Origin of the sequence: Marinactinospora rubrisoli (assembly GCF_042664915.1) — a bacterium.
Classification (GTDB): domain Bacteria; phylum Actinomycetota; class Actinomycetes; order Streptosporangiales; family Streptosporangiaceae; genus Marinitenerispora; species Marinitenerispora rubrisoli.
In genome coordinates, this window is the sequence record NZ_JBHTBH010000001.1 from 500,887 (window position 1) to 514,034 (window position 13,148).

The window sequence follows — 13,148 nt, forward strand, 5'->3', positions numbered from 1 at the left end:
ACGGTTACAGGTCGCGTTCCCAGGTCTCGCCGACCAGGTCGACGCCGAAGCTGTGGTGCGGCTCCGCGCGGACCATCGTGAACCCGGCGCGGTCGTAGATTCGGCGCGCGGAGGTCAGCACGTTGTTGGTCCACAGCGTCATCCGCCGGTAGCCCGCGGCCCGCGCGAAGGAGAGGCACTCCGCCACGAGCCGGCTGCCGATGCCGTTCCCCCGGGCGGACGGCTCCACCAGCAGCAGGCGGAGTTTGGCGGTGGTGTCGTCCGCGCGGACGCAGAAGACGCAGCCTACCGGCTCGCCGTCGAGTTCGGCGATCCACGCCGTCTCGCGGCGCGGGTCGTGGGATCTGCCGTACTCGGCGACGATCTCGGCCACCAGGGCCTCGTAGCTCTGGTCGAAGCCGTACTCCGCGGCGTAGAGGACCGCGTTGCGCTGCACCGCCCAGCCCAGGTCGCCGGGGCGGAGCGGGCGCAGCAGCACGGTTGCGGGGCGCGCGGCCGGGTCGGTGGCGGCGGTGAGCAGCCGGCGGGCGGTGGCGACCGCGGTGACCAGCCGGTGCCGGTCGGCCGCGGGCAGGGGGGCGAGCTCGGCGCGCACCTGCTCGGAGGCGCGCTCGTCCAGCATCGCGGCGGCCTTCGTCCCGGCCGGGGTCAGCTCCAGGACCTGCCGCCGGCCGTCGATGGGCGAGGGCGAGCGGGTGATCAGGCCGTCGTCGGCGAGCCGGCCGACCACGCGGCTGAGCTGGCCGGCGTCGATGTCCAGCTCGCGGCGCAGGTCGGCGAGCTCCGTGCGGTCGGAGCGGGCGAGCTCGTACAGCACGCGCGCCTCGGTGAGCGACCACCTGGTGTCGAGCAGGCCGGCGCGCAGCACGCCGAGGCGGTTGGTGAAGAAGCGGCTGAAGGCGCGGATCTCGGCGATGTCCTCGGGGGAGACCGGCGTTGCGGTGGCGGGGAGCACGTCCATGATGATGTCAACAATCTTCTTGACTCCGTCAATTGATTCAGCGTACTCCCACGGCCGTGCCGCCCGCCAGGTCCGCCCCGGCGCCGGGTCCGGCGGCGGGTCCGCCACAATGGGGCGGACCGGCGGAGGCCCGCCACCGGGCGCCCGGGGAGGCGAAGGAGGAGCCGATGGACACCGGACTCGCGGGACGTACGGCGATCGTGCCGGGATCGAGCGCCGGGCTGGGGCTGGCGATCGCCCGCGCGCTGGCCGCCGAGGGCGCCAACGTGGTCATGACGGCACGCCGCGCCGACCTGCTGCAACAGTGCGCGGACGAGCTCCCCTCGGCCTTCGCCGTCCCCGCCGACATCGCCGATCCGCGGACACCGGCCCGCCTGGTGGCGGCGGCGCGGGAGCGGTTCGGCCCGGTGGACGTGTGCGTGCTCAACGGCGGGGGACCGCCGCCGCAGGCCGCGGTCGACGCGACCGACGGCGACCTCGCCTCCGCGATCGAGACCCAGTTGCTCGCGCAGCAGCGCCTGGTCGCGGCCGTGCTGCCCGGCATGCGTGAGCGGGGCTGGGGGCGCATCGTCGCGGTCGGCTCGACGTTCGTCCGGCAGCCGGCCCCGAACATGGTGGGCTCGAACACCGCGCGGGCCGCGCTCGCCAGTTATCTCAAGACCCTCGCCGCCGAGGTGGCCGCCGACGGAGTCACCGTCAACATGGTGCTGCCGGGCCGGATCGACACCGACCGGGTCGCGGAGCTGGACCGCGCGGCCGCGCAGCGGACCGGACGCACCCCCGAGGAGGTGCGCGCGGCGGCGGTCGCCCAGATCCCGGCCGGCCGGCTGGGCACTCCCGAGGAGTTCGCCGCGGTGGTCACCTTCCTCGCCGGCACCGGCGCCTCCTATGTGACGGGCACCCGGATCAGCTGCGACGGCGGACTGCTGCGCGCGCTCTGACGCCGCCACGAGACGGCGGCCACCGGACCGGACATGCGGCCCGGGGGCCGTGCGGCCGGTCCGCCGCGTCCGGTGGCCGTACCGCTGACGGATCTTGGCAGGCGGTGTGGCCCGGTCGTCCGGCCTTCGTAACACCGGCCTGCCCGGTGGCGGCCGGCCGTGTTCCCCGGCATCCCGACCTGGATCGGGGCCGAGCGCGCCATCCGCTCGGCACCCGGTCGGCGCACGCGGCCCGGCTTCGCGAACCCGCCGGCCACGGGCTCGTGCGCGGCCCCTCGACGAGGTCGCGAAGCCGGGCGGCCCGCGGGAACCTGGGACTCCCGCAACGTCCACCACGGGCGTTCCGTCGCACTCGGACCGTCAGGCTTCGCCGGTCGTCTCCCTCGAACCGGCATCCGCGCAGGTGAGCGAATCGACCCGCGTGAGACGGGACACCCGATCCGCGACCGGCTAGCCGTCCGACCCGACGGGCGACGGCGGGGCCTCAAGGACGAAGAAGAGGAAGCCGATCCGGGTCGACAGGCTCTCGAAGTCGCCGGGGAACAGCGCACGGGTGGTCGGGTCGGGCTGCGGCTCGCTGATGACGGAGAGCCGGAAACCGGCGGCGGTGAAGGCATCGGTCATCGCGTGCAACGGCCTGCGCCAGAACCTCATCGGGACGGACCGCCCGCCGAACGTGAAATCGCAGGTATAGGCGGTGGTCGCGGAATAGTCGGGCCGAGGATCCTGCAGCACATAGTCCGCGAACGGGTGCTGCACCGACACGATCAGCCGGCCGCCGGGCCTGAGGACGCGCCGCGTCTCGGCCAGGGGCGGCCCCCAGTCCTCCAGGTAGTGCAGCACCAGCGACGCGACCACGTCGTCGAACGCGCCGTCGGCGAAGGGGAGCGGGCCGCTGAGGTCGACCACGCGCAGGTCCGCGTCGTCCCCGAGCCGCCGCCTGGCCAAGGCCGGCATCCCGACGCTGGCGTCGATGCCGGTGACGTCGGCACCGCGGTCGCGTAGCGCGGCGGACAGGGGGCCCGCGCCGCAGCCGGCGTCCAGGATGCGGCGGCCGCTCACGTCTCCGGCGAGGGCCAGCATCGCGGGCCGTTCGTAGTAGGCGTTCATCAGGTTGTTCTCGTTGTCCGCCGCGTACGCCTCGGCGAAGCCGTCGTAGTCGTTCACCTGGGCCGGATGCGCGGGCCGGACGGGAATCTCGGGTACGTCGGTCTCTCGGTCCATCACCGGAGCCTTTCAGATCGCTCGCCGGACGGCCCCTGATCGCGGGCGAGCGGGACGAACGGGATCGCCGTCCGGATCGGATGAGGTGACGCCGGTCGCGGCCAGGGCGAGGTGAGAACCGGCCGGGCGGCATCTCACTCGACCCGCTATCTCCGCAGGACGGCCAAATGGGCCGCGTGCGATGGGCGACGCAGCCACGAGAACGGCTCCATCGTGCCGCGTGCGCGGTTCCCGAGCGGGACCTCGGACGTTCCTCCTGGCGGGTCGCCCGACGGCGCGGTGCCGCACACCGGGGATCCCGCCTTCCTCCGCATTCGGGGATAGGTTAGCCTCTACTAAGTTCGTACGTGGCCGAGTCGGGGTCGGAGGTTCCAGGTGTTCCACTCGCTGCGGCGTGCCCTCCCGCTGTGCCGGGTGGGCGGGCGGTGACCCCGAAAGCTCCCGTGGCGCCGGACGTCGACGGCACGGTCGGCGCCGCCGCGGCGGCGCTGGAACGGCGCACCGCGGCGCACGCGCGGGTGCACGCGGCGCGGGCCGCCGGGCTGCTGGCCGCGCTGGGCGTCCTGGTGCTGTGCGTGCTGCTCAGCATCGCGGTCGGGGCCAAGGCCATCCCGCTGTCCACCGTGTGGCAGGCCCTGTGGAACTACGACGGCTCCTACGACCACAGCGTCGTCTACGAGCTGCGGGTCCCGCGCACCATCCTCGGCGTTGCCGTCGGCGTCGCGCTGGGGCTGGCCGGGGCGCTCATGCAGGCGCTCACCCGCAACCCGCTGGCGGACCCCGGCATCCTCGGGATCAACGCCGGGGCCGCCGCCGCGGTGGTGGTCGCCATCTTCGTGTTCGGGCTGACCGACCTCAACGCCTACGTCTGGTTCGCCTTCGCCGGAGCGGGGCTGACCACCGTGGTGGTCTACGTGCTCGGCTCGGCCGGACGCGGCGCCGCCACCCCGGTGCGACTGGCGCTCGCCGGCACCGCGGTCGGCGCGGTGCTGATCGGCCTGGTGCACGGCATCATCATCCTCAACGAGTTCGTCTTCGACCAGATCCGGTTCTGGCAGATCGGCTCGCTGGTCGGCCGCGACCTCGGCGTCATCACCGCGGTGCTGCCGTTCCTGCTCGCCGGTACGGTCCTCGCGCTGCTGCTGGGATCGTCGCTGAACGCCGTCGCCCTCGGCGAGGACCTCGCCGCCGCCCTCGGCGCACGCGTCAACCGGACCCGCGCGGTCACCGCCCTCGCCATCGTGCTGCTGTGCGGGGGCGCAACGGCCGCCGCCGGGCCCATCGCCTTCGTCGGTCTCGCCGTGCCGCACGTCGCACGCCTCCTCATCGGCCCGGACCAGCGGTGGGTGCTGCCGTACTCGGCGGTGCTCGCGGCGATCCTGCTGGTCGCCGCCGACACCGTCGGGCGGGTCGTGCTGCCGACCGGTGAACTTGAGGTGGGCATCATCACCGCGCTGGTCGGCGCGCCCGTGTTCATCGCCCTGGTCCGGCGGAAGAAGGTGGCCGAGCTGTGACTGCGGTACTCCCCGGTTCCGCCGGCCCTTCCCGGCCCGGCGGCCGAGACCCACGCCCCCCGGCCGGCCGGGTGCTGCGGCTGGGCGACAGGTTCTCCGTGCGGCTGCGCCTCCGGCTGACGGTGGTGTACGCGTCGCTGGTCGCCGCCACGGCGACCGTGTTCGCGATCACCCTGATGGTCGGCGACTACGAGATCCCGCTGCCCGACGTCCTGCTCGCGCTGACCGGCCGGGGCGAACGCCTCGACGTCTTCTTCGTGCAAGGGGTACGGCTGCCGCGGGCCTGGACCGCGGTGCTGGTCGGCGCGGCGCTCGGCGTGGCGGGGGCGGTGTTCCAGAGCCTCTCGCGCAACCCGCTGGGCAGTCCGGACATCATCGGCTTCACCCACGGCGCGGCCACCGGGGCGGTGCTCACCATCCTGGTCCTCGGCGGCGGCATGCTGCCCACCTCGCTCGGCGCGGTCGCCGGCGGCGTCGGCACGGCGCTCGTCGTCTACCTGCTCGCCATGAAGCGGGGCGTGCAGGGCTACCGGCTCATCCTCGTGGGCATCGGCGTGAGCGCGATGCTGCTCGCGATGCGCGACTACCTGATCAGCCGGGCCGAACTGACCGACGCCATGGCCGCGCAGGTGTGGATGATCGGCAGCCTCAACGGCCGGACCTGGGGACAGGTCGCGGCGGTCGCCATCGGGAGCGCCGTCCTCGTGCCGGTGATCCTCGCCTACGGCCGCCGGCTGCGGTTGATGGAGATGGGGCACGACACGGCCCGGGCGCTCGGGGTCTCCCCGGAGTCGACCCAGACGATCGCGCTCGTGGCCGCGAGCGCGCTCACCGGGGTGGCCATCGCGGTGTCCGGTCCCATCTCCTTCATCGCGCTCGCCGCCCCGCAGCTGGCGCGGCGGCTCGCCCGCGCCGACGGCACCACGATCGCGGGCGCCGGCCTCATGGGCGCCTTCCTGCTGCTCACCGCCGATCTGGTGGCGCAGCGCGCGATGGCACCGGTCCAGCTCCCGGTCGGCGTCGTCAGCGCCGTCATCGGCGGCAGCTACCTGGTCTGGCTGCTGTACCGCGAATGGCGCACCGGCCGCGCCTGAGCGGCGCCCGGCAGGAATCACCCGACACCTTCAGGAGAGAAGCGAGAGATCATGTCCGAACCGGCCCGACTGTGGGGAGAGAACCTGACGCTGGCCTACGACCAGCGCGTCATCTCCCGTGACCTCGGGATCACGATCCCGGACAACTCCTTCACCGTCATCGTCGGCCCCAACGCCTGCGGGAAGTCCACCCTGCTGCGCGCGCTCTCCCGCATGCTCAAGCCCAGCTCCGGCGAGGTGCACCTGGACGGCCGGCTCATCGGCTCCTACCCGTCCAAGGAGGTGGCGCGGCGGCTCGGGCTGCTGCCGCAGACCTCCGTCGCGCCCGACGGCATCACCGTCGCCGACCTCGTGGCGCGCGGGCGCTACCCGCACCAGAAGCTGCTGCGGCAGTGGTCGCGGGCGGACGAGCGGATCATCACCGAGGCCATGGACGCCACCCGGGTGACCGACCTCGCCGACCGCGTGGTGGACGAGCTCTCCGGCGGCCAGCGGCAGCGCGTGTGGCTGGCCATGGTGCTGGCCCAGCAGACGCCGCTGCTCCTGCTGGACGAGCCCACCACCTACCTCGACATCGCGCACCAGATGGACGTGCTCGACCTGTGCGCGGAGCTGCACCACGACCGCGGCTACACGCTCGTCGCGGTCCTGCACGACCTCAACCAGGCGTGCCGGTACGCCACGCACATCATCACGATGAAGGACGGGCGGATCGTGGCCGAGGGCGACCCGTCCGAGATCATCACGGCCGAACTCGTGGAGGAGGTGTTCGGCCTGCCCTGCCGGGTCATCCCCGACCCGGAGACCGGCACCCCGCTGATCGTCGCCACCGACCGGCGCGGCGCCATCGCGCGGCGCGCCTCCCGCACGGCCGGCGGGGACGAGGCGGACGGCCGCGCCGCGGCCGGCGCACCGAAGGACGCGTCCGGAGTACCGCAGCGCGCCTGACCACGGGACCGCCCCGCGCGCTACGCCTCCCGGGCCGGTGTGATCCGCGGCGGCGCGAACACCCGCACCGGGGGCGGCGTGCCGTCGAAGCGCTCCACCTCGACCAGCGCCAGCTGGCCGGTGCAGCCGTGGCTGAGCGCCGACGTCCCCACATCCGAGGTGAGCACGTTGGGATTGCCGTGCACGCAGGAAAGGTCCGGGGCCGCCGACGGGTCGAACCACGCGCCCGTGGCCAGCTGCACCACGCCCCGGCGCAGGTCGGTGCTGGTCCGCACGCCCGCCAGGCAGCTGCCCCGGTCGTTGACCACCCGCACCACGTCGCCGTCGGTGAGGCCGCGCGCCGCCGCGTCCGCCGGGTGCATCCGGATCGGCGCCCGGCCGGCCACCTTCTCCGACCGGCTGTGCGCGCCCATGTCCTGCTGGCTGTGCAGCCGCCCGGTCGGCTGGTTGGCGATGAGCAGCAGCGGCCACCGCCGTGACCGCGCGGAGCCGAGCCGCTCCTCGGAGTCCAGCCAGGTGGGCCGGCCCGGGCAGTCGGGGTAGCCGAATCCGGCGATGGTGGCCGAGTACAGCTCGATCCGGCCGCTCGGCGTGCCCAGCGGGTGGGCACCGGGGTCGGCGCGGAACTCGCCGAACAGCGTGGTGGGCTCGATCCGCCCGGGCATCGGCACGCCACCGGCCGCCCAGAACTCGGCGAACGGCGGCGGCACCTCCACCCCCGACGCGCGCAACCGGCCGCGCCACTCCTCGTACAGGTGCGTCAGCCACTCGGCCGACGTGCGCCCCTCGGTGAACTCCTTGCCGACGCCGAGCCGTTCGGCCAGCCCGGCGAACATGTCGTACTCGTCGCGGGCCGCGCCGTGCGGCGGCACCGCCCGCGGCATCGCGCGCAGCCGCAGGTCCCCCTGGCTGGCGGCGATGTCGTCCCGCTCCAGGGAGGTGGTCGAGGGCAGCACGATGTCGGCGTGCCGGGCGGTCGCCGTCCAGTGCGTCTCGTGCACCACCACCGTCTCGGGGCGGCCGAACGCGCGGCTCAGCCGGTTCAGGTCCTGGTGGTGGTGGAACGGGTTGCCGCCGGACCAGTACACCAGCCGGATGTCGGGGTAGCGGAGCCGGCGGCCGTCGAAGTCGAACGGCGCGCCGGGGTGCAGCAGCATGTCGGAGACCCGGGCGACCGGGATGACCGAGTCCACCGGATTTGCGCCCTGCGGCAGCGTGGGGAGCGCGTCCGGCGTGGCACCGCCGCCGTAGCTGCCCATCGACCCGTACCCGGTGGCGAAACCGCCACCGGGCAGGCCGATCTGGCCGAGGCAGGCGGCGAGCGCGATCCCGGCCCACAGCGGCTGCTCGCCGTGCCGGGCCCGCTGCACCGACCAGCCGACGTTGACCAGGGTGCGCCCGGCCGCCATCCGGCGGGCCAGGTCGCGGAGCGCGTCCGCGGGCAGGCCGCTCAGCTCCGCGGCCCACTCCGGGCTCTTGGCGATCCCGTCCACGTCGCCCGTCACGTACCCGCGCAGCTCGGCCGCGCCCACCGTGTAGCGGTCGAGGAAACCGGTGTCGGCCAGCCCCTCCTCGAACAGCGTGTGCATCAGGGCGAGCAGGACCGCGGTGTCGGTCCCCGGCGAGATGGGCAGCCACTCGGCCGCCGCCCCCGCGGGTGTGTCGTCCCGCAGCGGGCTCACCGAGACCATCCGCACGCCGCCCCGGGCCGCCACCAGCAGTTCGGGTTCGGCCGTGTGCGCCGCGCGGCCGCCCGAGGCGTTCCACATGTTCGAGACCCGCAGCCCGCCGAAGGAGACGAGCAGGTCGGTGTGCTCGGCGATGGCCCGCCACGTCGGCGGTCGCCGCAGCAGCTCGTAGCCGCCGCGCGCTCCCACCACGTGCGGGAACAGCACCTCGACCGCCGCGTGGCTGTAGGTGTTCCGGGACCGGGTGTAACCGCCGATGATGTTGAGGAAGCGGTGCAGCTGGCTCTGCGAGTGGTGCAGGCGGCCCGCGCTCGCCCACCCGTAGGAGCCGCCGTAGATCGCGGTGTTGCCGTGCTCGCGCCGCACCCGGTCGAGTTCGGCGGCGAGCAGGTCCAGTGCCGTCTCCCAGCCGACCGCCACGTACTCGTCATCGGGGTCGCCGCGCCGGTCGTCGGGGCCGGGGCCGTTCTCCAGCCAGCGCCGCCGGACCACCGGCTGCGCCACCCGGGTCGCGTGGTGCTGCGCCGCCGGCGCGTTGCGGATCATCGGCGAGGGGGCCGGGTCGGCGGGGTCCGGCCGGACGTCCACCACCGTGCCGTCGCGCACCAGCACCTCGTAGGTGCCCCAGTGCGAACTGGTCGGGTACGCGGTGACAGCGGAACGGTCCTCCCGGTGCGCCATTGCGGGTCCTCCTCAGGCCGGCTCAGCGCCAGCCTACGCGGGGCACCGCCGCACCCAGGGCGCGCCTTTGGGAGACTGGAGCCTCCGTGGCGAGTGAACGGAGAGGTGTGCTCCGTGGCGAGTGAACGGAGAGGTGTGCTCCGTGGCGAGTGAACGGAGAGGTGTGCTCCGTGGCGAGTGAACGGGGTGTGCCCCGTGGCGAGTCAATGGAGGAAAGCGGATTCGTGTCCGGCAACGGGGAGGGAACGGTCGATGAGTAGGGTGGCGTCGCGGTCGCGCAGGTCGGTGCTCGCGGTCCCCGGGTCGAACCCCCGGTTCATCGAGAAGGCGCGCGGGCTGCCGGTCGACGCGTTCTTCCTCGATCTGGAGGACGCCGTCGCCCCGCTGGAGAAGGAACGGGCGCGTGACGCGGTGGTCGCCGCGCTGAACGAGGGCGGCTGGGGCGACAAGGTGCGCACGGTGCGCGTGAACGACCTCAGTACCCAATGGACCTACCGCGACGTCATCGCCGTGGTGGAGGCCGCCGGCGGCAACCTCGACTGCCTCGTGCTGCCCAAGGTCGCCGACGCCGGGCATGTGCGGTGGCTGGACACCCTGCTCACCCAGATCGAGCGCTCCGTCGGCCTGGAGCCCGGCCGTATCGGCATCGAGGCGCAGATCGAGGACGCGCGCGGCCTGGTCAACGTCGACGAGATCGCCGCCGCGTCACCGCGCCTGGAGAGCCTGGTCTACGGCCCGGCCGACTTCATGGCGTCCGTCAACATGAAGACGCTGGTCGTCGGCGAGCAGCCGCCCGGCTACGACGTCGGTGACGCCTACCACTACGTCCTCATGCGGATCCTCATGGCCGCCCGCGCCAACGGCCTCCAGGCCATCGACGGCCCCTACCTGCAGGTGCGCGACGTCCCGGCGTTCACCCGCTCCGCCCGGCGCACCGCGGCGCTCGGCTACGACGGCAAGTGGGTCCTGCACCCGGCCCAGGTCGACGCGGCCAACGCGGTCTTCTCCCCGAGCCAGGACGACTACGACCACGCCGAACTCATCCTGGACGCCTACGAGCACGCCACCACGGTGCGGCGGCGCGGTGCGGTCATGCTCGGCGATGAGATGCTCGACGAGGCCTCGCGCAAGATGGCGCTCGTCGTCGCCGCCAAGGGCCGCGCCGCCGGTCTGCGCCGCACCCGCACCTTCACCCCCGACCTGGAGTGAGCCGCCACGACCGGGGTTCCCCCGCCACGCGTGGCCGCGACCGGTCCACCAGCAGGCTGAGCCCGATCGCCAGCAGCCAGCTGTCCTTCGCCAGCGCGATGCCCTGCTGGCTCGGCCGGATGCCGTCCTTCTCGCGGGCCTCCGGATCGGTGAAGTACAGCCCGAGCAGCCCCGCCGCGAACCCGGTCAGCCCGGCCCCCGCCAGCGCCGCGGGCACGGCGGGCACCAGCAACGCGGTACCGAGTGCGATCTCGGCCGAACCGAGCAGCTTGGTGAACCGCTGCGGATCGATCCCCTTAAGGAAGGGGTAGGCGCGCGCCGCCTCGCCGTGCACGTACTCGGCGGTGGCGTCGTCGGCCCGGCGCTTGCCGAGCCCGGAGTTGAGGATGAACGCGCCCGTGATCAGGCGCAGCGGAAGCTGGTGTGGGCGGTTGACTCCCATGAGCGCCGTCCCTTCGTGTCGTCGACGTCGCCCGGTCCGGACGGACCGGCGAGGGCGCCCGAGCACGGACGCCCGGAAAGGAACTACCCGCTGTCGGGGGGACAACCGCGCGCCGGCTGCCCACCGGCCGCGCGGGCCGCGGCTCCCGCGGGTCCTCGCACCGTTCGGGCATGGGGATGGGCGCCCACACTCCTGACATGGCATGTCCTCTTACCGATCACTTACCGACATGCGTCACGATGGTCGACATGAACGCTCCCAACCGCGTCCTGCTCGCCGACGACGACCGCGCCATCCGCGAGTCTCTCGAACGCGCCCTGCAGCTTGAGGGGTACGAGGTCCGTACCGCCGCGGACGGCGTGCAGGCGCTGGCGTTGGCCCACCGGGAGCCGGTGGACCTGCTGGTGCTGGACGTGATGATGCCGGGCGTCGACGGTCTCGGGGTGTGCCGGGTGCTGCGGGCCGAGGGGGACCGCACGCCGATTCTCATGCTCACGGCACGGGTGGAGACACCGGACCGGGTCGCCGGGCTGGACGCGGGGGCCGACGACTACCTGCCCAAGCCGTTCGATCTGGACGAACTGCTCGCGCGGCTGCGCGCGCTGCTGCGCAGGGCCGCGCCGGTGGCCGAGGGGGAGGGGGCCGAACCGCCCATCCGGGTCGGCGACCTGCGGATCGAGCCGGGCGCCCGGCGGGTGTGGCGGGGCGAACGGGAGATCGACCTGTCCAAGACCGAGTTCGACCTGCTGGAACTGCTGGCTCGTAACGCCGGAATCGTGCTGGACCACGCCACGATCTATGACCGCATCTGGGGGTACGACTTCGGTCCGGAGTCCAAGAACCTCGCGGTCTACATCAGCTATCTGCGCCGCAAGCTGGAGCCGGCCGGTTCCACGCCCCTGATCCAGACGGTGCGCGGGGTCGGGTACACCGTCCGGCCGCAGTAGGGAGCCCCGCAGGACATGATCGGTACCACCGCCGCCTCCGGCGGGCCCGCGGACGGCAGCCCCGGGCGGGGCGTGCCGGGGCGGCCGGCGTGGCCGCGCCGCTTCGCGGACATGTCGCTGGGCACCCGGTTCGCGCTGTCGTTCGCGCTCGTCGCCGCCGCGGTCATCATCGTGGTCGGCTCGCTCGCCTACAACGCCGCCGCCCTGCTCATCCGCACCGACGCCCAGCAGGAGTTCGACTCCACCGTCGCCGGTCTCGCCGGCGACCTGCGCTCCTCGGCGCTCGGCGAGGGCGGCATCGGCCAGCTCGGCCTGCTGCACTCGGAGACCTTCACCTTCCAGCTGCTCTCGCCGACCGGGAACGTGTCCGTCCCCGTCAACGACCGCAATCAGATCGAGGTCCTCCCGGTCAACGGCTCCGATCGCGCCGTGGCCGCCGAGTCGCCCGCGGGTATCGTGCGGACCCGCGAGGATCACGCCAACGGCGAGACGTACCGGATCGCCACCATCTCCTATGGCGGCGGACGCGGCGCCGTGCAGATCGGCCAGCGGCTCTCACCGATGGAGCGCATGCTCGACTCGATGGCCTGGCAGATGGTCGCGGTGGGCACCGTCGTCCTGCTGTGCGCCGGAGGCGCCGGGTGGCTCATCGCCCGGCGGGTCACCGGCCGTCTGGTGCGGCTGACCGAGGCAGCGGAGTACGTCGGCTCCACCGGGCGGATCGACGTGGACGCCACGGACACGCGCGACGGCGCGCGCGACGAGGTGGGCCGGCTGGGACGGGCGTTCGGCGCCATGCTGTCCCGTCTCGCCGCCGCCAAGGAGGATCAGCGCCGCCTGGTGCAGAACGCCTCCCATGAGCTGCGCACGCCGCTGACCAGCCTGCGCACCAACGTCAGCGTCATGAAGCGGTTCGAGCAGCTGTCACCGGACGCCCGGCGGCGGCTGATCGACGACCTGCAGGGCGAGACACGGGAGCTCACCGACCTCGTCAACGAGCTGGTGGAGCTGGCCACCGAGACCCGGGAGGACGAGCCGCCGCAGGAGGTCGCGCTGCGTGAACTCGCGCGGGCCGTCGCCGCGCGCACCGGGCGGCGGACCGGCCGGGAGATCGTCGTGGACGCCGACGACAGCGTCGTGTTCGGCCGCGCGCACGCGCTGGAGCGCGCGCTGTCCAACCCAGTGGAGAACGCCGCGAAGTTCGACACCGGGCGCGTCGCCCCCATCGAGATCTGGATCCGGGCCGGCCGGGTTGAGGTCCGCGACCGCGGCCCCGGCATCGACCCCGACGAGCTCGGGCACATCTTCGAGCGCTTCTACCGCGCCACGTCGGCCCGCAGCATGCCCGGCTCGGGGCTCGGGCTCTCGATGGTGCACGATATCGCCACGGCGCACGGCGGCCACGTCTTCGCCCACAACCGGCCGGGCGGGGGTGCCGTGGTCGGCTTCCAGGTGCCGGTCGTGCACCCCGGCGGCGCGCACCGGTGAGGCCGGGACGG

The 13,148-nt window shown here is 73.6% G+C and carries 11 protein-coding genes; 7 read left to right on the top strand and 4 right to left on the bottom strand.

The window, feature by feature from the left end:
* Positions 1 to 4 precede the first annotated feature (4 nt).
* The gene (locus ACFQRF_RS02310) at positions 5 to 961 is read right to left on the bottom strand and encodes a bifunctional helix-turn-helix transcriptional regulator/GNAT family N-acetyltransferase (protein WP_379868364.1); all 957 of its coding nucleotides are present in this window, start codon (positions 959 to 961) and stop codon (positions 5 to 7) included.
* 167 nt (positions 962 to 1,128) lie between these two features.
* On the opposite strand from ACFQRF_RS02310, the gene ACFQRF_RS02315 reads away from it, so the two are divergent.
* Positions 1,129 to 1,902 carry an SDR family oxidoreductase gene (locus ACFQRF_RS02315; RefSeq protein ID WP_379868366.1) on the top strand — a complete coding sequence of 258 codons (774 nt, stop codon included), beginning with the start codon at positions 1,129 to 1,131 and terminating at the stop codon, positions 1,900 to 1,902.
* Positions 1,903 to 2,352: 450 nt separating this feature from the next.
* On the opposite strand, the gene ACFQRF_RS02320 is transcribed toward ACFQRF_RS02315, so the two are convergent.
* Positions 2,353 to 3,126 carry a class I SAM-dependent methyltransferase gene (locus ACFQRF_RS02320; protein WP_379868368.1) on the bottom strand — a complete coding sequence of 258 codons (774 nt, stop codon included), beginning with the start codon at positions 3,124 to 3,126 and terminating at the stop codon, positions 2,353 to 2,355.
* Between the two features lie 488 nt (positions 3,127 to 3,614).
* Here ACFQRF_RS02320 and ACFQRF_RS02325 point away from each other — a divergent pair, with 488 nt between their 5' ends.
* The 3 genes from ACFQRF_RS02325 to ACFQRF_RS02335 are packed head-to-tail and all read left to right on the top strand — an operon-like array spanning position 3,615 to position 6,682.
* Positions 3,615 to 4,640: a FecCD family ABC transporter permease gene (locus tag ACFQRF_RS02325; protein ID WP_379869010.1), complete on the top strand. Its 1,026-nt coding sequence runs from the start codon at positions 3,615 to 3,617 to the stop codon at positions 4,638 to 4,640.
* Positions 4,637 to 5,734 carry a FecCD family ABC transporter permease gene (locus ACFQRF_RS02330; RefSeq protein ID WP_379868369.1) on the top strand — a complete coding sequence of 366 codons (1,098 nt, stop codon included), beginning with the start codon at positions 4,637 to 4,639 and terminating at the stop codon, positions 5,732 to 5,734. The genes ACFQRF_RS02325 and ACFQRF_RS02330 overlap by 4 nt, the downstream gene beginning before the upstream one ends.
* A gap of 51 nt (positions 5,735 to 5,785) precedes the next feature.
* On the top strand, positions 5,786 to 6,682 hold the full coding sequence (locus ACFQRF_RS02335) for an ABC transporter ATP-binding protein (protein WP_379868370.1): 897 nt from the start codon (positions 5,786 to 5,788) through the stop codon (positions 6,680 to 6,682).
* A gap of 20 nt (positions 6,683 to 6,702) precedes the next feature.
* Here ACFQRF_RS02335 and ACFQRF_RS02340 read toward each other — a convergent pair whose 3' ends face one another.
* Positions 6,703 to 9,051 carry a molybdopterin-dependent oxidoreductase gene (locus ACFQRF_RS02340; protein WP_379868372.1) on the bottom strand — a complete coding sequence of 783 codons (2,349 nt, stop codon included), beginning with the start codon at positions 9,049 to 9,051 and terminating at the stop codon, positions 6,703 to 6,705.
* Positions 9,052 to 9,303: 252 nt separating this feature from the next.
* Here ACFQRF_RS02340 and ACFQRF_RS02345 point away from each other — a divergent pair, with 252 nt between their 5' ends.
* On the top strand, positions 9,304 to 10,260 hold the full coding sequence (locus ACFQRF_RS02345; protein ID WP_379868373.1) for an HpcH/HpaI aldolase/citrate lyase family protein: 957 nt from the start codon (positions 9,304 to 9,306) through the stop codon (positions 10,258 to 10,260).
* Here the strand turns inward: ACFQRF_RS02345 and ACFQRF_RS02350 are convergent.
* The gene (locus ACFQRF_RS02350; RefSeq protein WP_379868374.1) at positions 10,241 to 10,702 is read right to left on the bottom strand and encodes a hypothetical protein; all 462 of its coding nucleotides are present in this window, start codon (positions 10,700 to 10,702) and stop codon (positions 10,241 to 10,243) included. The genes ACFQRF_RS02345 and ACFQRF_RS02350 overlap by 20 nt on opposite strands.
* Before the next feature lie 248 nt (positions 10,703 to 10,950).
* On the opposite strand from ACFQRF_RS02350, the gene ACFQRF_RS02355 reads away from it, so the two are divergent.
* Complete coding sequence (locus ACFQRF_RS02355; protein WP_379868375.1) at positions 10,951 to 11,649, top strand: response regulator transcription factor; 699 nt, start codon at positions 10,951 to 10,953, stop codon at positions 11,647 to 11,649.
* Positions 11,650 to 11,760: 111 nt separating this feature from the next.
* A complete protein-coding gene (locus tag ACFQRF_RS02360; protein WP_379869012.1) occupies positions 11,761 to 13,137 on the top strand; it encodes a sensor histidine kinase in 1,377 nt (458 codons plus the stop codon).
* Positions 13,138 to 13,148 lie beyond the last annotated feature (11 nt).

Excerpts from the sequence above, each read along its gene's own strand:
- ACFQRF_RS02345 (WP_379868373.1), top strand. The coding sequence starts at position 9,304 with ATGAGTAGGGTGGCGTCGCGGTCGCGCAGGTCGGTGCTCGCGGTCCCC.
- ACFQRF_RS02355 (WP_379868375.1), top strand. The coding sequence starts at position 10,951 with ATGAACGCTCCCAACCGCGTCCTGCTCGCCGACGACGACCGCGCCATC.
- ACFQRF_RS02340 (WP_379868372.1), bottom strand. The coding sequence starts at position 9,051 with ATGGCGCACCGGGAGGACCGTTCCGCTGTCACCGCGTACCCGACCAGT.
- ACFQRF_RS02335 (WP_379868370.1), top strand. The coding sequence starts at position 5,786 with ATGTCCGAACCGGCCCGACTGTGGGGAGAGAACCTGACGCTGGCCTAC.
- ACFQRF_RS02315 (WP_379868366.1), top strand. The coding sequence starts at position 1,129 with ATGGACACCGGACTCGCGGGACGTACGGCGATCGTGCCGGGATCGAGC.
- ACFQRF_RS02320 (WP_379868368.1), bottom strand. The coding sequence starts at position 3,126 with ATGGACCGAGAGACCGACGTACCCGAGATTCCCGTCCGGCCCGCGCAT.
- ACFQRF_RS02360 (WP_379869012.1), top strand. The coding sequence starts at position 11,761 with ATGTCGCTGGGCACCCGGTTCGCGCTGTCGTTCGCGCTCGTCGCCGCC.
- ACFQRF_RS02350 (WP_379868374.1), bottom strand. The coding sequence starts at position 10,702 with ATGGGAGTCAACCGCCCACACCAGCTTCCGCTGCGCCTGATCACGGGC.
- ACFQRF_RS02310 (WP_379868364.1), bottom strand. The coding sequence starts at position 961 with ATGGACGTGCTCCCCGCCACCGCAACGCCGGTCTCCCCCGAGGACATC.